At 64.4% G+C, this 19,023-nt stretch carries 16 protein-coding genes; 7 read left to right on the top strand and 9 right to left on the bottom strand.

The features are described from left to right. Positions 1–58 precede the first annotated feature (58 nt). From ACOJB8_RS25640 to ACOJB8_RS25650, 3 genes are read left to right on the top strand one after another with little or no spacing between them, the layout of a single operon-like run. The gene (locus tag ACOJB8_RS25640) at positions 59–1,477 is read left to right on the top strand and encodes a M20 family metallopeptidase (protein ID WP_368727767.1); all 1,419 of its coding nucleotides are present in this window, start codon (positions 59–61) and stop codon (positions 1,475–1,477) included. Positions 1,478–1,487: 10 nt separating this feature from the next. Continuing rightward, complete coding sequence (locus ACOJB8_RS25645) at positions 1,488–2,795, top strand: MFS transporter (protein ID WP_069266663.1); 1,308 nt, start codon at positions 1,488–1,490, stop codon at positions 2,793–2,795. Between the two features lie 39 nt (positions 2,796–2,834). Continuing rightward, entirely contained in the window at positions 2,835–3,929 is a 1,095-nt protein-coding gene (locus ACOJB8_RS25650; protein WP_368727766.1) for a serine hydrolase domain-containing protein, read from the top strand. Here ACOJB8_RS25650 and ACOJB8_RS25655 read toward each other — a convergent pair. From ACOJB8_RS25655 to ACOJB8_RS25665, 3 genes are all read right to left on the bottom strand, one after another. Further along, positions 3,926–6,949 carry an FAD-binding and (Fe-S)-binding domain-containing protein gene (locus tag ACOJB8_RS25655; RefSeq protein WP_475014964.1) on the bottom strand — a complete coding sequence of 1,008 codons (3,024 nt, stop codon included), beginning with the start codon at positions 6,947–6,949 and terminating at the stop codon, positions 3,926–3,928. The genes ACOJB8_RS25650 and ACOJB8_RS25655 overlap by 4 nt on opposite strands. Before the next feature lie 6 nt (positions 6,950–6,955). After that, positions 6,956–8,242 (bottom strand): MFS transporter, encoded by a 1,287-nt coding sequence (locus ACOJB8_RS25660; protein WP_342948770.1) that lies wholly within the window; start codon positions 8,240–8,242, stop codon positions 6,956–6,958. Between the two features lie 136 nt (positions 8,243–8,378). After that, positions 8,379–9,596: an alanine--glyoxylate aminotransferase family protein gene (locus tag ACOJB8_RS25665; protein WP_368727764.1), complete on the bottom strand. Its 1,218-nt coding sequence runs from the start codon at positions 9,594–9,596 to the stop codon at positions 8,379–8,381. 162 nt (positions 9,597–9,758) lie between these two features. Between ACOJB8_RS25665 and ACOJB8_RS25670 the strand changes: the two genes are divergently transcribed. Continuing rightward, positions 9,759–10,466 carry a GntR family transcriptional regulator gene (locus ACOJB8_RS25670; RefSeq protein WP_342948768.1) on the top strand — a complete coding sequence of 236 codons (708 nt, stop codon included), beginning with the start codon at positions 9,759–9,761 and terminating at the stop codon, positions 10,464–10,466. A gap of 81 nt (positions 10,467–10,547) precedes the next feature. Here ACOJB8_RS25670 and ACOJB8_RS25675 read toward each other — a convergent pair whose 3' ends face one another. The 4 genes from ACOJB8_RS25675 to ACOJB8_RS25690 all read right to left on the bottom strand — a co-directional run bounded on the left by ACOJB8_RS25675 (position 10,548) and on the right by ACOJB8_RS25690 (position 12,964). Continuing rightward, positions 10,548–10,844, bottom strand: coding sequence for a hypothetical protein (locus ACOJB8_RS25675; protein ID WP_342948767.1), 297 nt, complete (start codon positions 10,842–10,844; stop codon positions 10,548–10,550). Then, positions 10,841–11,323 carry a DUF2778 domain-containing protein gene (locus tag ACOJB8_RS25680; RefSeq protein ID WP_342948766.1) on the bottom strand — a complete coding sequence of 161 codons (483 nt, stop codon included), beginning with the start codon at positions 11,321–11,323 and terminating at the stop codon, positions 10,841–10,843. The genes ACOJB8_RS25675 and ACOJB8_RS25680 overlap by 4 nt, the downstream gene beginning before the upstream one ends. Before the next feature lie 12 nt (positions 11,324–11,335). After that, entirely contained in the window at positions 11,336–11,818 is a 483-nt protein-coding gene (tssD, locus tag ACOJB8_RS25685) for a type VI secretion system tube protein TssD (protein ID WP_342948765.1), read from the bottom strand. A gap of 192 nt (positions 11,819–12,010) precedes the next feature. Further along, positions 12,011–12,964: a LysR family transcriptional regulator gene (locus ACOJB8_RS25690; RefSeq protein WP_342948764.1), complete on the bottom strand. Its 954-nt coding sequence runs from the start codon at positions 12,962–12,964 to the stop codon at positions 12,011–12,013. Positions 12,965–13,128: 164 nt separating this feature from the next. On the opposite strand from ACOJB8_RS25690, the gene ACOJB8_RS25695 reads away from it, so the two are divergent. Then, positions 13,129–14,319, top strand: coding sequence for a M20 aminoacylase family protein (locus ACOJB8_RS25695; protein ID WP_069266669.1), 1,191 nt, complete (start codon positions 13,129–13,131; stop codon positions 14,317–14,319). Continuing rightward, entirely contained in the window at positions 14,316–15,620 is a 1,305-nt protein-coding gene (locus ACOJB8_RS25700; protein WP_342948763.1) for an MFS transporter, read from the top strand. The genes ACOJB8_RS25695 and ACOJB8_RS25700 overlap by 4 nt, the downstream gene beginning before the upstream one ends. Before the next feature lie 117 nt (positions 15,621–15,737). Here the strand turns inward: ACOJB8_RS25700 and ACOJB8_RS25705 are convergent, their stop codons facing one another. Beyond that, positions 15,738–16,118, bottom strand: a complete 381-nt coding sequence (locus ACOJB8_RS25705; protein WP_069266670.1) for a hypothetical protein — start codon at positions 16,116–16,118, stop codon at positions 15,738–15,740. A 222-nt stretch (positions 16,119–16,340) separates the two neighbouring features. Here ACOJB8_RS25705 and ACOJB8_RS25710 point away from each other — a divergent pair, with 222 nt between their 5' ends. After that, positions 16,341–16,895 (top strand): type 1 glutamine amidotransferase domain-containing protein, encoded by a 555-nt coding sequence (locus ACOJB8_RS25710; RefSeq protein WP_342948876.1) that lies wholly within the window; start codon positions 16,341–16,343, stop codon positions 16,893–16,895. A gap of 21 nt (positions 16,896–16,916) precedes the next feature. On the opposite strand, the gene ACOJB8_RS25715 is transcribed toward ACOJB8_RS25710, so the two are convergent. After that, entirely contained in the window at positions 16,917–18,890 is a 1,974-nt protein-coding gene (locus tag ACOJB8_RS25715) for a potassium transporter Kup (RefSeq protein ID WP_475014970.1), read from the bottom strand. Between the last annotated feature and the right edge of the window lie 133 nt (positions 18,891–19,023).

Below are 19,023 nucleotides of genomic sequence, written 5' to 3' on the forward strand. Positions count from 1 at the left end.
CGGTGGTTGCAGGATCGGTCGACGTCATCAAACGCCATCGAACAGAGGGAGACGCGCGTTGACCCGTGACACCGCCATTCAAACTGCAGTCGATCAATACGATTCAGGCCGCTTCCTGAACGACCTGCGCCGCCGCGTGGCGTTTCGCACCGAGAGCCAGGAGCCGGAGAGCGGCGGCCGTTTGCGCGCCTATCTGGACGAGGAACTCACGCCGCTGCTCACCCAATGGGGTTTCACCTGCCGGGTCGTCGAGAATCCCGCCAACGGCGCGGGCCCGTTCCTGATTGCTCACCGCCACGAAGACGATGCGCTGCCCACCGCGCTCAGCTACGGCCACGGCGACGTGGTACGCGGCTACGACGCGCAATGGCGCTCGGGCCTCACGCCATGGGACGTAACCGTCGACGGCGAGCGCTGGTACGGCCGCGGCACCGCCGACAACAAAGGCCAGCACAGCATCAACCTCGCGGCGCTCGAGGCCGTGCTCGACGCACGCGGCGGCAAACTCGGCTTCAACCTCAAGCTGCTGTTCGAAACGGGCGAGGAAGTCGGCTCGCCGGGCCTGCACGAACTGTGCACGCGGTTGCGCGACGAACTCGCCGCCGACGTGCTGATCGCCTCCGACGGACCGCGCCTGAGCGCGCACCGTCCGACAATCTTTCTCGGCTCGCGCGGCCTCGTCAATTTCAAGCTCGAACTCACGCTGCGCGAAGGCGGCCATCATTCGGGCAACTGGGGCGGCCTGTTGCGCAATCCGGGCGTCGTGCTCGCGAATGCGATCGCTTCCATGGTCGATGCGCACGGCAAGATCCTCGTCGATGGCCTGCGCCCGCCGCCGATTCCGGAATCCGTGCGCCGCGCGCTCGCCGAAATTCGCGTGGGCGGCAATCCGGGCGAGCCCGAGGTCGATCGCGATTACGGCGAGCCGGGCCTCACGCCCACCGAGCGCGTGTTCGGCTGGAACAATCTGGAAGTACTCGCGTTCCGCACGGGCAACCCCGAGAAGCCCGTGAACGCGATTCCGCACCACGCCATCGCGTACATGCAGATCCGCTTCGTCGTGGGCACGAACTGGCAGGACCTCGAACGGATCGTGCGCGCGCACCTCGATGCGCACGGCTTCGAGATGATCGAACTCGAAGTGGAACGCGGCGCACCGGCCACGCGCGTCGATCCCGACAACGCCTGGGTGCAATGGGCGGTGCGCTCGCTGCGCGAGACCACGGGAGCCGACCCCGTGCTGCTGCCGAATCTCGGCGGCACGCTGCCCAACGACGTATTCGCCGAGGTGCTCGGCATGCCCACGCTGTGGGTGCCGCATTCGTATCCGGGCTGCTCGCAGCACGCGCCGAACGAGCACCTGCTCGGCCCGGTCGTGCGCGACGGGCTGCGCATTATGGCTGGCCTCTTCTGGGACCTCGGCGCAAGAGAGGCCGGTGCGTCCAACCCCGCACCGCATCCCACCACGCTTGCATGAGGACGTCGCAATGAGCATCGAATCCCTACCCGCGCACGGCAGCGAGCCCTGGTCAGAGCCTGCTCAAGGCACGTCAGGCAAGAACGTCTCGCGGCTCATCGTCGCGACTTCGATCGGCAACGCGCTCGAGTTCTACGACCTGCTGGCGTACGGCTACTTCGCCTCGACGCTCTCCAAGCTCTTCTTCCCCGTTCACAACGCAACGATGTCGCTGCTGCTCACGCTCGGCACATTCGCGCTCTCGTACCTCGCGCGGCCGGTCGGCGCGCTCGTGCTCGGCTCATACAGCGACCGCAAGGGCCGCAAGGCGTCGCTCACGCTCTCCATCACGATGATGACGATCGGCACCGGCATGGTCGCGCTGATGCCCACCTACGCGACGATCGGCATCCTCGCGCCCATCGGCATTTTTGCCTCGCGTCTTCTGCAAGGCTTTTCGGCGGGCGGCGAGTTCGGCAGTTCCACTGCCTTCCTGATCGAGCACGCGCCGCAGCGCAGCGGTTTCATGTCGAGCTGGCAGTTCTCGAGCCAGGGCGCGAGCACGCTGCTCGTCTCCCTGTTCGGCGCGGTGCTCACGGGCATGCTCACGCAGCCGCAGCTCGAAGGCTGGGGCTGGCGCATTCCGTTCCTGTTCGGTGTGCTGATCGGTCCCGTGGGCCTTTATATCCGCCGACGCATGGACGAAACGCCCGAATTCGAGCGTATCGAAAAAGCCGAGTCGCCCGTGCGCGAACTGTTCGCGACGCAGAAGGCGCGCGTGATCGCATCGATCGGCGTGCTGATCCTGACTACCTCGGCCCAATACGTGCTGCTCTACATGCCGACCTATGCCGCGCGGCAGCTCGGCCTCGCACCTTCGTCGGGCTTCATCGCCACGCTCGTGGCCGGCCTGATCGCCATCGTGCTCACGCCGATCGTGGGCCACTGGTCGGACAAGGTGGGCCGCACGCGCATCATGTTCGCGGCGGGCGTGCTGTTCCTGCTCACCGTCTATCCCGCGTTCATGTTCGTCACCGCCCATCCTTCGCTGCCCTCGCTGCTGGCGGCCGTGGTCTGGATCGCGGTGCTGAAGGTCACCTATTTCGCTTCGATTCCGGCGCTCATGGCCAGCTTCTTCCCCGCACGCACGCGCACCACGGGCATGGCGCTCGCCTATAACGTCGGCACGACCGTGTTCGGCGGCTTCACGCCGCTCGCCGTGGCCGCGCTCATTGCGGCGACCGGCAACAATCTCGCGCCGGGGCTCTGGCTGATGTTCGCGGCCGTGTTGAGCCTCGCTACGCTGATCTGGGCCTGCATGCGCCTCGACGCCCGTTGAAGCGGCCCGCACAAGAACACCAACAGGAAACACGCTCGTATGCAACACGATTTGCCGAAGGAAGTTCAGGACGCCATCCAGTTTTCCGTCGATCACGAATCGGCATGGGACCGCAATGCCGATGGCAACTTCGGCGTGCACGTGAACGACCCGCCGCCGTGGAACTGCTTGCTGGGCCCCATTCACGATCGCGGCCCTGTGTCCGGCGCGGTTGCTGTGAACGGGCGCCCGCTCGCGCAATGGGGCGCGCCCGATCGGCCCGATCTGACCTTCAGCATCGCCAAGACGTATCTGGCGCTGCTCGCGGGCGTGGCGCACGATCGCGGCCTGCTGCCCGATCCCGACGAGCCCGTCCACGTGCGCGCGCCCGGCATCGGCTTCGATGATGACCACAATGCGCAGGTCACGTGGACGCATCTACTGCAACAGACGAGCGAATGGCAAGGCACGTGCTTCGGCCTTACCGATCAGGCCGATCACTATCGCGCCGTTACGTTCGGCGAGCCGCCCGACGGGAAAAAAGGCGACTTGCGCCCGTTACGCGCACCCGGCACGTATTGGGAATACAACGACGTGCGCATCAACCAGCTTTCGTTCGCGCTCCTGTGCCTGTTCGGTCGTTCGTTACCCGAAGTCTTTCGCGAGACGATCATGAGGCCCGTCGGCGCGAGCGAGAACTGGCAATGGGTCGGTTACGACGACGCGTGGATCGACCAGGGCGGCAGACGCGTGCAGTCGGTGCCGGGCGGCTCGCATTGGGGCGGCGGCATGTCGGTGAGCGCAAACGATCAGTTGAAGGTCGCGCAAATGCTGCTCGACGACGGCGTCGTATCCGGCCGCCGCGTACTCTCGAGCGAATGGATCGCGCGTATGCGCACGCCCTGCCCGCTCGCGCCGTTCTACGGCTCGCTGGTGTGGCTCAACACGGGGCGGCGCATGTTCCCGAGCGTGCCCGAGTCGAGCTGGTTTGGCGTCGGCGCGGGCAGTTCGTTCATGTGGATCGAGCCCGAGCGCAAGATCGCGCTGATCGTGCGCTGGCTCGATTCGCAATTCGCCGATGCGTTCTTCGGCAAGATGCTGCACGCCGTGGATGCCGTGTGCGCGCGCCAGGGCACGAGGACGCTGGCGACCTAGCGCAGCGCCATTTCCAGCACCCGCGCCACGTGTAGCGCCGTGGCGTTTGCGGCGTCGTGGATCTGGTGGCGGCAACTCGTGCCATCCGCCACGACGAGATCAGCGCGATCCGCCTTGCGCACGGCGGGCAACAGCGCCAGCTCGGCCATCGCCAGCGAAGCTTCGTAGTGCTCCGCTTCGTAGCCGAAGCTGCCCGCCATCCCGCAGCATGACGATTCGATCGGCTTCACATCGAGGCCCGGAATCCAGCCCAGCACCGTGAGCACGGGGCGGAAGGCGTCGAATGCTTTCTGGTGGCAGTGGCCGTGCACCCACGCGCGTGGCGCATCGAGTTCGTGCAACGTGAGATCGAAGCGGCCCGCGCCTTTCTCGCGCACGAGGAATTCCTCGAACAGGAACGCCGCGGCCGACAACTCCCGCGCTTCGTCGCCGTAGCCGTATTGCAGGAATTCGTCGCGCATCGAGAGCAGGCACGAAGGTTCGAGCCCGACGATCGACACGCCGCGGGCCACGAACGGCATCAGCGTATCGAGCAGGCGCCGCGCCTCGCGCTTTGCCTCGTCGACCAGTCCCGCGGCGAGGAAGGTGCGGCCACAGCAGAGCGGGCGCTCTTCGCCGCGCACGTTGAAGTGCACGAAATAGCCGGCCGCTTCGAGCACACGTTGCGCGGCGCGGGCGTTTTCGGGCTCGAAGTTGTCGTTGAAGGTGTCGACGAACAGCACCACTTCCTTCGTTGCCGCTGCTGCGTCGGGCTTTGCGGCCGCGACCTCCGCAAGGAACGAAGGCCGCAACTGCGGCAGCGAGCGTTGCGGCGCGAAGCCGAGCATGCGCTTTGCCCACGCGGAGACCACCGGGATACGCTCGCCCGCCGCCGCAAGGCCGCCGGCTTGCGCCGCGCGTCGCGCATAGCGCGGTAAATAGGCAATCATCTTCTCGCGCAGCTTCAGACCGTGCTTCGTATTCCATGCAGCGCGCGCCTCGATTTTCAGCTTCGCCATGTCCACGCCGGTGGGACAGTCGCGCTTGCAGCCTTTGCACGATACGCACAGGTCGAGCGTGTCCTTGACGTCGTCGCTTGCGAGTCCGTCCTCGCCCAACTGGCCAGAGATCGCGAGCCGAAGCGTGTTCGCGCGGCCACGCGTCACGTGCTTCTCGTCCTTCGTCACGCGGTAGCTCGGGCACATCGTGCCCGCGTCGAACTTGCGGCAGTGGCCGTTGTTGTTGCACATCTCCACGGCCTTCGCGAGTCCGCCGGTCAGGTCGTCGCCGCTGCCGGGCGGCGTTTCTACACCCGTTAGCGGATCGCGGCCCACGTCCCACGCCGACCAGTCGAGCATCGGCCGCATCTGGCGCTCGCGATATCCCGGCGCGAAGCGGAACAGCGTCGCGTCGTCCATTTTCGGCGGCCGCACGATCTTGTCGGGATTGAAACGGTTCTCGGGGTCGAACAGCTGCTTGATTTCCGAGAATGCGGCGTTGATCTTCGGTCCGTACTGCCAGGCAATCCATTCGCCGCGGCACAGACCATCGCCATGCTCGCCCGAAAACGCACCCTTGTACTCGCGTACCAATTCCGCAGCCTGCTCGCCTATCGCGCGCATTTTCGCCGCACCGTCGCGGCGCATGTCGAGTATCGGCCGCACGTGCAGCGTGCCGACGCTCGCGTGCGCGTACCACGTGCCTTCGGTGCCGTGCCGATGGAAGATGTCGGTCAGGCGGCTCGTGTACTCCGCGAGATGCTCGAGCGGCACGGCGCAGTCCTCGATGAACGAGACGGGCTTGCCGTCGCCCTTCATGCTCATCATGATGTTCAAGCCCGCTTTGCGCACTTCCCACAGCGCCTTTTGCTCGTTCGCATCGGTCATCTTCACGACTGAGTCCGGGAGGCCGTGGTCGCCCATCAGCTCGACCAGTTCTTCGAGGCGGCGCAGCTGGGCGTCACGCTCGTCGCCCGCGAACTCGACCAGCAGGATCGCATCGGGCCTGCCCACCAGCGCCTTTTCGATCACCGGCTTGAAGCCCGGATTGCCGAGCGCGAGTTCGATCATCGTGCGATCGACCAGCTCGACCGCAGTCGGCTTGAGCTTGACGATGTGCTGCGCCGAGTCCATCGCCTGCCAGAACGTGGGAAAGCTCACTACGCCCAGCGTCTTGTGCGCGGGCAGCGGCGCGAGCTTCAGCGTGATCTGCCGGCTGAACGCGAGCGTGCCTTCGGAGCCCACGAGCAGATGCGCGAGATTCGCCACGCCGTCGTCGGTATAAGCGAGCGGGTTCTGGCAATCGAACAGGTCTATGTTGTAGCCGGCCACACGGCGCAGCACCTTCGGCATGCGTTCCGCGATCTCGCCGCGCTCGCGCGTAGCGATGCGCTGTACGCCTTCGAGCAGCGCCGCCAGCCGCACGCCTTCGTGCGGCATGTTCAGCGACTGGAAGCGCGCTTCGGTGCCATCCGCGAGAATCGCGTCGATGCCGAGCACGTTGTGCACCATGTTGCCGTATTCGATCGAACGCGAGCCGCACGAGTTGTTGCCCGCCATGCCGCCGATCGTGCACTGCGCCGCCGTCGACACATCCACGGGAAACCACAACCCGTGCGGCTTGAGCCACGCGTTCAGATGATCGAGCACGACGCCCGGTTCGACCGTCACCGTGCGCGCATCGGCGTCGAACTCGACGACGTTGTTGAGCCACTTCGACGTGTCGATCACGAGCGCTTCGCCCACCGTCTGCCCGCACTGGCTCGTACCCGCGCCGCGCGCCAGCACGGGAGCGTGCGCGAGGCGCGCCACTTCCAGCGCGGCGCGCAAGTCGTCCTGATCGCGTGGCACGACCACGCCGACGGGCATGATCTGATAGATCGAGGCGTCGGTTGCGTAACGGCCGCGGCTTGCGGCGTCGAACAACACGTCGCCGCGCAGTGCTTCACGCAGACGCCGCGCGAGCGGCGAGCCGTGGCCCGCGCTCGAAGGAACGAGATGAACCGGCTTGACCAGCATGCCCGAGGTGCGTGCGCCTTCCATCGCCGTTCACACTCCTTGATGAGAACCTGCGGGTTCGTCAGCCTTCGTGCCCAGCTCGAAGCGGCTCTCCGGCTGCATGCGGAACGCGAGGATCACGCCGCACCCCATCAGCACCATGCTGCCCACGAACGGCAGGTCCCAGTTGCCGAAGCGGTCGATCAGAAAGCCGCCCACCACGGGCGAGATGATCGCGGCCAGCGCCGAGCCCGTGTTCATCATGCCGCTCGCCGTGCCCGAGAATTCCGGCGCGATATCCATGGGAATCGCCCACATCGGCCCGATCGTCATTTCGGCGAAGAAGAAGCCCGCCGCGAGGCACGCCATGGAAATGACCGGGTCGTGCACGAACATCAGCGGCACGAGCACGATCAGCGTGATCAGCATGCACACCGAGACCATCCAGCTGCGCGCGCGCTTGAGGTTGCCCGTGCGCTGAAAGAGCCAGTCGGTCACGAGGCCGCCGAGCGTGTCGCCCACCACGCCCGCGAGGAACACCACCGAGGCGAAGATCGCCGACTTGCCCAACTGCAGGTGATAGTTGTGCAGGAAGTATTGCGGGATCCAGCTAAGGAAAAGCCACAGCGTCCAGCCGTAGCAGAAGTAGACGATCGTCACCGGAATCATGCGCCTGAAGAGCGCCATCCACGGCAGGCCGGTCGCGCGCGGCTTGGGCGGCGGCAGGATCGCGAGTTCGGCCTCGGTAATGCGCGGGTGATCCTTCGGATGTTCGGTGAACGTGAACGCCCACACCACCACCCACAGCAGGCTGAGCGCGCCGCACACGAAGAACGATTCGCGCCAGCCGTAGCGCGCCATCACCAGCACGACCACCGCTGGCGCCACGGCATTGCCGATGCGCGAGGCGGAGTGCGTGATGCCCTGCGCGAAGCCGCGCCGCTCTTTCGCGACCCAGCGCGACATGGCCGAAGTCGAGGCGGGAAACGTCGCGCCCTCGCCGAAGCCGAGCAACAGGCGCGCGGCGAGCAGCGTGGCGAGGCCGCCCGCCATGCCGGTGAGAACCGTGGCCACGCCCCACAGCGCACCGCAGAAAAGCAGCGTGCGCCGCGCACCGAAGCGGTCGCTCACCCAGCCGCCGATGATCTGAAACAGCAGGTACGGATACGCAAACGCCGAAAAAACCAGTCCCACTTCGGTATGCGAAAGCTGGAACTCCTTGCCGAAGCCCGCCGCCGCCGTGCTCACGTTCACACGGTCGAGGTAGGTGATGAAGTACATGATGCAGAGCATGATCAGCACGATGCTGCTCGCGCTCGTCAATCGATACCGTTTCATCGTCAGTCTCCGTTGCTGGTTCTGTCGGCCGCATCGCCCTTCTCGAAGTGGCGTCCGGCATGGGAACGATCTTGCATCGCCCGGAATCGGCCTCGCATGCCGCGCCCCGTGCGCGGCATGTGAAAAAGTGCTTGTTTCAGGCGGCTTTCAGCGACACCACGTTGGGTTGCGCCGCGAGATAGTCCATCGCGGCTGGCAAGCCGCTGTCCTTCAGGGGCACGCCCGCAATGCGCAGGCCCATCTCGCAGCCGGCCAATGCCGCCAGCAGCGTGAGATCGTTGCAGTCGCCCAGATGCCCGATGCGGAACATGCGCCCTTTGACCTTGCCGAGGCCCGTGCCGAGCGAGAGATCGAAGCGCTCGTAGATGATCTTGCGCACGGCATCCGCATCCACGCCTTCGGGCATCATCACGCCCGTGAGCACGGGACTGTAGACGGCGGGATCGGCGCACTGGATCTCGAGGCCCCACGCGCGCACCGCGCGCCGGCACGCCTCGCCCAGCCGCTGATGCCGCGCGAACACGTTGTCGAGCCCTTCGTCCTGCAGCATGTCGAGCGCTTCGGAAAGGCCGTAGAGCAGGTTCGTGTTGGGCGTGTACGGCCAGTAGCCGCTCTTGTTCATCTCGATGATCTCAGCCCAGCCCCAGAAGCTGCGCGGCAGCTTCGCGTGCTCGCTCGCGGCCAGCGCCTTCGCCGAAACCGCGTTGAAGCTGATGCCCGGCGGCAGCATGAGACCCTTCTGCGAGCCGGAGACGGTCACGTCCACGCCCCATTCGTCATGGCGATAGTCAGCGCTGGCGAGACCGGAAATCGTGTCGACGAGCAGCAGCGCCGGGTGGCCTGCGGCATCGATCGCGCGGCGCACCGCGGCGATGTCCGAGGTCACGCCGGTCGAGGTCTCGTTATGCACCACGCACACCGCCTTGATGGCGTGCTGCGCGTCCTCGCGCAAACGCTTTTCGATCATGTCGGCCTGCACGCCGCGCCGCCAGCCCTCGATGCCGGGCAGGCCGAGAAATTCCGGCTTCAGGCCCAGGCGTTCGGCCATTTGTTTCCACAACGTCGCGAAATGGCCCGTCTCGAACATCAGCACCGTGTCGCCGGGGCTCAGCGTGTTGGTGAGCGCGGCTTCCCACGCGCCCGTGCCGGAGGCCGGGTAAATCACCACCGGCTGCTGCGTCTTGAAGATCTTCTTGATGCCGTCCAGCACCTTGAGCCCGAGCACGGCGAACTCGGGGCCGCGATGGTCGATGGTCGGATAGCTCATCGCGCGCAGGATGCGATCGGGCACCGGGCTCGGCCCGGGAATCTGCAGGAAATGGCGACCAGCGGGATGGAAATCGAGCTTCAACATGCAATCGCTCCTGTTTTGAATTTTGCATTCAAAAAACTATAATCCAGCCAGTTCATGTGCAGACAGACAATTCTGACGTGGTTTACCCCAGGCACAGCTAGCTTCTTTGGGGTCCTGTCCTTGGGCTAGAATTCGCTGGAAATCGATGGAAATGCCTTTTGCATGCAAAACCCGAACCTGAACCCCTCTGCGACCAGCCCGGAACTGCCGCCCATTCCGCGCCAGCAACTCCATGACACCGTCGTCGATCATCTGCGGCGGTTCATCGTGGAAGGCGCGCTCGAGGCCGGGCGCAAGCTCAACGAGCGCGAGCTGTGCGAAACGCTGGGCATTTCGCGCACACCGCTGCGCGAGGCGCTGAAGGTGCTCGCGTCCGAAGGGCTGATCGAAATTTCGCCGAATCGCGGCGCCTCGGTCTCGAAGATGTCGGAGGCCGAACTGCGCGAGACCTTCGAACTCATGAGCGGACTCGAAGCGTTTTCAGGCGAACTGGCTTGCGAGCGGATCACCGCGGCTGAGATCGCCGAGATCAAGGCGCTGCACTACGCGATGCTCGCCTGCCGCGCGCAGAACGATCTGGCCGGTTACTACAGCCGAAATCAGGCGATTCACGACAAGATCAACGAAGCGGCGCGCAATTCGGCGCTGCGGCAGACGTATATCGCGGTGAATCGCCGTTTGCAGGCGCTGCGGTTCCGCTCGAACTTCGAAACCGCCAAGTGGGACCGCGCGATCCACGAGCACGGCGAGATGCTGGCGGCGCTCGATGCGCGCGACGGCAAGCGGCTCGCGGCGATACTGCGGCAGCATTTGCTCGCCAAACGCGATGCGGTGTTGCGGATTGGGGATACGCCGCCGGTGCAGGAGTAGGTTGGCTTTACGCTCAAATGATAAGCCCCGCCGAAGCGGGGCAAAACGATGTGCTAAGGAGGGGCTTTCCGACTGAGCGCCTTAGCGAAAACGAGGGGCGAGAAAGCGCCGCCAAATCAGACTTCCCCCAATTCCGATAACCATACCGGAAATAGCCATTGATATCGAGAAGTAAATCAGCATCGCGATCACGCCCATATCATCAGGATCCGGCATATTGTCTTTCAGGAGGATTCTAAAACCAGACCGGATTGCCAGATCGACCCAATACGGCATGTCAGTCGGCATGGTGAGATAGAAAGTGGTTAGATAGTATGCCCCAGCAATGGCTAACGCTATACAGAAAATTAACCACACGATTTCTGCCAATCGTTTCATCGAACGTCAACCGTACCGTAAGCATGCAACGCCGAACCCGGAACTAGCAAGTCTGCCGGATGCGAACGAATATATCGTCGAAGGTTCGTGAACTCGGACGGGCTAATTACGGTAATACAGCCTTCACTCAGCCGCATTGGTCCTTCAGGATGCAGCCTGAAGTGCCCCCGCTTGATGCCATCAATCATCGTCGCGTCTCCGCCGTGCGCGTTCCATAGCATGAACCACTTCGTATGGTCGGTCGAACCGAACCCGTGCGCGTCATACCAGTCCCGGAACCAGCCAAATCGTCCGCCCGATTGCCGGTCAAGAATATAGTATGTCCCAGCGGGCAGCGGGCCTATATCGGACATAGCCGTGTCGTTCGGATTGTCTCGCCCCTGCTTCTGCCCGGAGTATGCTGCGACCGGGCCAAAGCCGGAACAGTACAGCGTCGAGGTCGTTTGGCCATTCAGCGCAAATGTACACCTTACCGGCATATTCGCGCCCCGTTAGAAGTAGTTCCACGAATCTTTGAAAATCATATTCCCTTCCGTGTAATTCCAGGTAATTTCCTCATAGCGGAATTCCACGACTTCGAAATGATTACGATGTTGGTTTACGGCCTCTTTGATATTTGGCACGCGAAGCGATATCCCGACTACCTTTACATTCCTCATGAGCACGGTGAAATAGGCCTCTTCTATCCCCGCATCATTTGCGCGATAGAACTTCAGCTCTCCCGTCTGCAAGGTAAGTCCACATGCAACCGCACGATAGAGAAGCGCAGAGGAACGATCGATTTCCTTTTCGATAATGAGCGGCCGATGCGTGCGCGCACCCATCAGCTTTCCGGTGTTGCTGTCCGAAGGCATATGCAAGCCATGTGTCAGGCTCAATACCTCGATACTCCCTTCTCTTCCGAAAACCTCGCTGGATCCAACAATAACCGCGCCGCCTTCGTCCTTTAGCCAGAGATGCAGGGGAACCGCCATTTTGACCTTCCTTGAGAACCATGAAGTAAACGAAAACCAGCGCGAAAACTCGGCCGGTTAGCTGAACGGGTCAGTCGATTACCCGTTCGAGCGATGCTCACTCCATGCGGGAAGGCGGGATATGGGATTCATCCGAAAATGCTACGTAATAAACGATGCGACGATGCGATATGCATCACTTGTATCGCCCCACTACTTCGCCGCCGACTCCAGAAAACTCTGCGCAAGCTGCTTCCTCAGGTGATCGGCAGCAGGTGAGAGCCTGCGACCCACGCGCGTGACCATCTGGCTCGAAAAGCCCGCCGCGATCGGATGATCGATCGGCACGGCCACCAATTCGCCCAGATCGATGCCGCGGCGCGCCGTGATCGACGACATGAACGCCACGCCAAGACCAGCGGCCGCGAGCGTCTGCGCCGTGTTGAACAGATCCACGCGATACGCCGGCATCACGTTCAGACGCGCATCTTCGAACAGCGACTGCACGAAGTGCTGCACACCGAACGACTCGGTCATGAAGATCAGGCGCTCGCTGGCGAGTTCGGCGGGCGCCACCTTGTGCATCTTCGCAAAGCGGTGCGAGGGTGCGACGAGCGCGCAAAGCGGCCGCGACGCGAAGGGATGAATGCGCATGGCAGGGTCGTCGGAGGTGCGTGTGCACAGGCCGATATCGACGACGTCGTCGCGCACGAGCGACAGCACGACCGGCGTCGGCCCCGAGCGAATCTCCACGAGAATGTCCGGGTACGTCATCGAAAAACGCTGCAACGCCCGCGCGATCAGATTGCCGATGAAGCCCTCGCCCACACCCAGCGCCACGCGGCCGCGCCGCAGGTGCCGGTACTCCTCCAGGCGCGCGGCCAGATCGCGCTGACGGCGCTGCCCGTCGCGATAGTGGTCCACCAGCACCTGACCGATCTCGGTCACGGCCACACTGCGCCCGCGCCGCTCGATCAGCGGAAAGCGCAACCGGCGCTCCAGCGCCGCCACCTGCCTGCTGATGACCGAGGCGTTGATGCCGAGCGCCTCTGCGGCCATGCGCACGCCGCCTGCGGCTGCGATTTCGGCCAGATAGCGCAGCGGCCGCTCGCCGATCTCGTCGATCACGCCTCGCGCCGCATCTTCCCAATCTGCCTTTCCCCGCACTGCATCGCTCCTTCCGCGCGCCTTGCCATGCTGCGCCGCGACAATCTATCGTTGACTATAAGTCAACATTTTCGGTGCTTTTCCGTCATGGGTCGAGTTTTTCGTCGATGCAATACTCGGCCTTTGGCTTTTGCCCAAAACCCATTCCAATAAGGGGAGTCCCCGTGAGCGAGCACCACTACTGCGAAGTCGCCGACCTGGCCGAGGCCCGATCGGAACTCGACGAAATCCGTCATCACCTCCACAAGCACCCCGAGCTGTCGTACGAGGAAGCCGACACGTCGTGTTTCGTCGCCGACAAGCTCGAGTCCTGGGGATACGAAGTCACGCGCCATGTGGGCGGGCACGGCGTCGTGGCGGCGCTCAAGGCCGGCACGAGCACGCGCACCGTAGGCGTGCGCGCCGACATGGACGCCCTGCCGGTCCAGGAGCTGACCGGCCTCGACTATGCGAGCATCCACGCGGGCAAGATGCACGCGTGCGGCCACGACGGCCACACTACCGTGCTGCTCGGCGCCGCGCGCCAGCTCGCGAAAACGCGCAATTTCGACGGCACCGTCCACCTGATTTTTCAGCCCGCCGAGGAAGCCGGTTCGGACAGCGGCGCCGAGCGCATGATCGCGGACGGCCTGTTCGAGCGCTTCCCCTGCGAAGCCATCTTCGGGCTGCACAATCATCCGGGCGTGCCCACCGGCACCTTCGGCTTTCGCGCCGGCCCGCTCATGGCCGCGTGCGACACCGTCAAGCTGCGCGTTCACGGCAAGGGCGGCCACGCGGCGCGCCCGCATCTGGCCGTCGACCCGGTGCTCGTGGGCAGCAGCATCGTGATGGCCCTGCAGTCGGTGGTGTCGCGCAACGTCGACCCCAACGAAGCCGCGGTCGTGACCGTCGGCGCGTTCCGTTCGGGCCACGCGCCGAACGTGATCCCCGAAGACGCCGTGCTCGAAATGAGCGTGCGCTCGTTCTCGCCCGAGGTGCGCGCGACGCTCGAGGCACGCATTCGCGCGCTCGTGCAAGCGCAGGCGCAAAGCTACGGTGCGACGGTGGACATCGAATTCATCCGCGGTTATCCGGTGCTGATCAACAGCGAAGCCGAAACCGAATTCGCACGCCAGGTCGCCGAGGAACTGGTCGGGCCGGAGCACGTCATCGCGCCCTTCCCGCCGATCGCCGGCAGCGAGGACTTCGCGTACTACCTGCAGCAGCGGCCCGGTTGTTTCGTACGCCTTGGCAATGGCGAAGGCCGCCCGATGCTGCACAACGCGCGCTACGACTTCAACGACGACAATCTGACCATTGGCGCAGCGTTCTGGACGCGCCTCGTCGAACGCTTCCTCAGCAAGGAGCGTGCATGAACGCCGCCACCGAACCGCTTCTGGAAACAGCCGAAGAAGCGCCGCTCTCGCCGGGCTACCAGCGCAAGATCGTTCTCGCGGCGGTGATCGGCAACCTGCTCGAATTCTTCGACTTCACGGTCTATAGCTATTTCGCGCTCACGATCGGCCATCAGTTCTTTCCGGCCGACAGCCAGGTCACGTCGCTCTTGCTCGCGTTCGCGGTGTTCGCCGTGGGTTTCGTGATGCGCCCGCTCGGCGGCATCGTGCTCGGCCGCTACGCGGACCGCGCGGGCCGCAAGCCGGCGCTCACGCTCACCATCCTGCTGATGGCGGTGGGTTCCGCGTCCATCGGTCTTGCACCGACCTATGCGCAGATCGGCCTGGCCGCGCCGCTCTTGATCGTGGTTGCCCGCCTCGTCCAGGGTTTCGCGCAGGGCGGCGAGTTCGGCGCGGCCACCGCCACCCTCCTCGAAATGGGCGGCCAGGCAAGCCGCGGGTTTCGCGCGAGCTGGCAGCTCGCGAGCCAGGGCGCGGCGGCGCTGCTCGGCTCGGGCCTCGCGGCGAGCCTCGGCTTTCTGCTCTCCGCGGAAACGATGCATAGCTGGGGATGGCGCATTCCGTTCTTGCTCGGCACGCTCATCGCGCCGGTCGGCATCTATCTGCGCCGGCACATTCGCGAAGAGCCGCCCGCGCAGCGCGTGATCGCGGACCGCGACGACCCGAAGCGCGGCCTGTACGTGCGCAACTGGTTTCTCACGATCTTCGCGATCATGGGCATGTCGGTTTCGACCTACGTGATGATGTACTACATGCCGACCTACTGCATCCAGTACCTGGGACTGCCACCCAAAATGTCGATCCTCGCGGGCGTGGCGTCCAGCACGATCTCGCTCGTGATGTGCCCGATCTACGGCGCGTGGTCGGACCGCATGGGCCGCCGCAAGCCGCTCACGGTGATCGGGCGCGTCGCGTTGATCCTGCTGCTCTATCCGGCGTTCTGGTTCATGACGCACTTTCCGTCGCTGCCGGTCGTGCTCGCCGCGCTCGTCGTGCTCATGCTCTGCTATACGATGGGCTCTGCGCCCGCTTACGCGCTGATGCCGGAAAACTTTCCGAAACATCTGCGGGCAGGCTATATGTCGAGTGCATACGCGATTGCGGTTTCCGTGTTCGGCGGCACGGCTCAGCTCGTGGCCGGCTGGCTCATCCATGTGACGGGCAACAAGATGGCGCCCGCGTGGTACATGATCGGCTGCGTGCTGATTTCGCTCATCGCCGTTTCAATGTTCGAGGAAACCGGCAACAAGCAGATCGACTGACCGCTCGCCTGACAAGATGCAGCCCTAAAAAGGGCGGGCGACGCACGCTGCGTCGCTCGCCCTTCGCACTACACCCCGATTCTTCTTCTTTAGCCAGTTTGACTAGCTACCGCGCCCTTATTGGCTTCCGCCAGGCTGCGTGCTCATCCCGCCATTGCCGTTACCGTTGTCGTTGTTATACGGCATGCTTTGAGGGGTTCCCGTGGCAGGCGCAGGCGCCGCGCCAGTCCCCGTTCCCTGGCCGCCGCCGGTCGCTGTAGTGCCGGGCGCGCCATAGCCGCTATTGTTATAACGGGTGCCTGCGGTGCTGCCCGGCGGACGCGCCGTATTGATGCCCGCCGCGCCCGTCGTGCCGCCGCCCGCGCCGACACCATTGCTACCGCCGCCGGCGCCACCGGCTCCCCCGCCGGCTCCCCCGCCTGCGCCCTGCGCGAGCGCCGCTGCCGAACACGTTGCGATGATGACCCCAGCCAGCAATTGTTTGATCGATCCATTCATTTCGCTCTCCTTGAGGATTGTGGATGGAACTGCTACGTGGCGAACCGGCGGCGCACCACGCCTGACTGTTGTTCCGCAAGCGCCATGCCGCCGCAGAGTCGAACCCGGCTGCGCGCCGTTTGCTCTGATTCGAGGTTTCACGCGCCGCGCGGCATCCGCCTTGCTACATTTGAGATTGGTTGCAAACGGTCTCAGACGGTCTCAATCAAGGAGGAAATCGCAATGGCCAATATGCTCGACAACTGCAAGGTCGCAATCCTTGCCATGGACGGATTCGAGGAAGTCGAACTTACCGAGCCGCGCCGCGCATTGAAGGAAGCGGGGGCGCACGTGGACGTGATATCGCAGAAAAGCGGTGAAATTCAGGGTTTTCGTCACGTCGACAAGGGCAGCAAGATCAAGGTGGACCGCACCTTCGGCAGCGCGAAGGCGGATGACTACGACGCGGTCGTATTGCCCGGCGGCGTGGTGAACTCTGACGCCATCCGCCTGATTCCGGAGGCGCAGGCGTTCGTGCGTGCGGCCAACGACGCGCATAAAACGATTGCCGTGATCTGCCATGGTGGTTGGCTGCCGGTCTCGGCCGGTATCGTCAAGGGACACACCATGACGAGCTGGCCCTCGCTTCAGGACGATATCCGCAATGCGGGCGGCAAGTGGGTCGACGAGACCATGGTCCACGACGGCAACTTCATTACGAGCCGCAAGCCCGACGATATACCTGCCTTCAACGCCGAGATCATCTCCACCCTTTCGGCGGCGGCGGGCACGGCATGACGGCGCGGGCCGGCGTCATGCTCACAGCGCCACCTGCACGCCCAGCTCGACCACATGCGCGGGAGCCAGACCGTAATACTCGGCGCTCGAAGTGCAGTGGTACGACATGAACGCGAAGAGCCGCGCACGCCAGCGGCTCACGTCCTGCTGGGCTTGCTCGCGCAGCACCTCGTCGCGCGGCAAGTAGAACGTGGTCTGTTGCGGGTCGAAACGCCAATCGCCCAACCTGCCTTGCAGCGATGCCAAAAGCCGCGGCAGATTGGGCCGCTCGACGAAGCCATGATGCGCGACGATCTCCCAGCAACCCGCGCCGAGGTCGCGCGCTTCGATGCGCGTTTCATCGTCAGCCTGCGGTGCGGACTCCGAAACATTGGCGAACACGATCACCGTGCGATGCGGGACGTGATTGTGGCGCACGTTGCTCGCGAGCGCGGCCGGCGTCATGCCGGGTGCGTTGCCCGGGTATACGGCCGTGCCCGGCACGCGCGGCGGCTTCGGATCGGCAGTGCAGATACCACGCAGAAAGACGTCCACCGATTCGCCGCGTGCCGCATGACGCGTCTCCAGTTCGCGGCCACGGTGCCAGGTACTCATCATGATGAACAGCAATGCGCCCACGGAAACCGGGAACCAGCCACCGGTGGGAATTTTCGGCAAGCTCGCGGCAAGCAGCATGCCGTCCACGATCAGCAGCGGCACACATGCCAGCCATGTGGCGACGCGCGGCCAGCCCCATACTTCGCGACATACAGATAGCATTTGCATCGACGTGGTCACCATCGTCATCGCCACGGCGAGGCCATACGCGGACGTGAGCCGCTCGGAGCTGCGAAAGAACAGCACGAGAAACACCACGGCCACGAGCAATCCCGCGTTGACTGCCGGAACATAGATCTGGCCGCGCCGCGTGCTCGAGGTTTCGATCGTGCGCATGCGCGGCAGGAAGCCCAACTCGATGGCCTGGCTCGTCATGGAAAACGCGCCCGAGATCACCGCTTGCGAAGCGATGATGGTGGCAAGCATGGCGATGCCGACTGCCGGAATGAGCGCCCAATGCGGCATCGAGCGAAAGAACGGCTGGCTGGCGCCGCCCGGCTCGAACAGCACGGTCGCGGCCTGGCCGAAATAGCCCGCGACGATCGCCGGCAGCACGACGCAAAAGAACGCAATGCGAATGGAGCGCGTGCCGAAGTGGCCAATGTCGGCGTAGAGCGCCTCGGCGCCCGTCAACGCAAGAATTACGGCAGCGAGCACGCCGAAGGCGAGCCCCGGATGCGCGAGCGCGAGCCGCACGGCCCAGACCGGCGACGCCGCGGCGAGAATCGCCGGATAGAGCACGATGTGATAAACGCCCACCGCGCCGAGGCTCAGGAACCAGAGCGCCATGACGGGCCCGAAGGTGCGCCCGACCACGGCGGTGCCGCGCGCCTGGAACAGGAAGAGCGCCACGAGAATCGCCAATGAAACCGGCAGCACGGCGCTGTCGAATGCGGGATTGATTTCCTTGAGCCCTTCCACCGCGGAAAGCACCGAAATGGCAGGCGTGATCATCGAGTCGCCGTAAAACATCGCCGCACCGACGAGACCCGCGAGCACGAGCAGACGCGGCGCGGGCCGCCCCGCCTTCGCGAATCCGGCGCACACCAGCGCCGTGAGCGCAACGATGCCGCCCTCGCCCTCGTTGTCGGCGCGCATGACGAAGCAGGCGTACTTGAGCACGACCACGATCAGCACCGCCCACAGGATCATGGAGAGCACGCCCATCACCACCGGCTGGGCCGTGGAATGCGCCGTCTGCACGGCTTCGCGCAGCGCGTAGATCGGGCTCGTGCCGATGTCGCCGAACACCACGCCGAGCGAGCCGAGCACCAGTGCGCGCTGGCCGGCGTCGTCGTCCTGCTTGCGCGCCTGTTCTTTCGGCGCGTTTCCGTACGGGTTGAGGCGTTCCTTGAGCATGGCTGCGCGGCGTTCGGTGGAGGCTTTGACCTCTCGCAATTGGCGTTCCTCTGGCGCCTGAGCCAATGGAAGGGTCGAACGGCGATTTCCCGGCCGCGTGGCGAACTTGCCTTATCCGTCGGGCACGCCTATATTGAGTCCAAATGGTTGCGAGTCGCAACCATTTGCATGA

It is taken from the genome of Paraburkholderia sp. BR10141 (genome assembly GCF_056155635.1).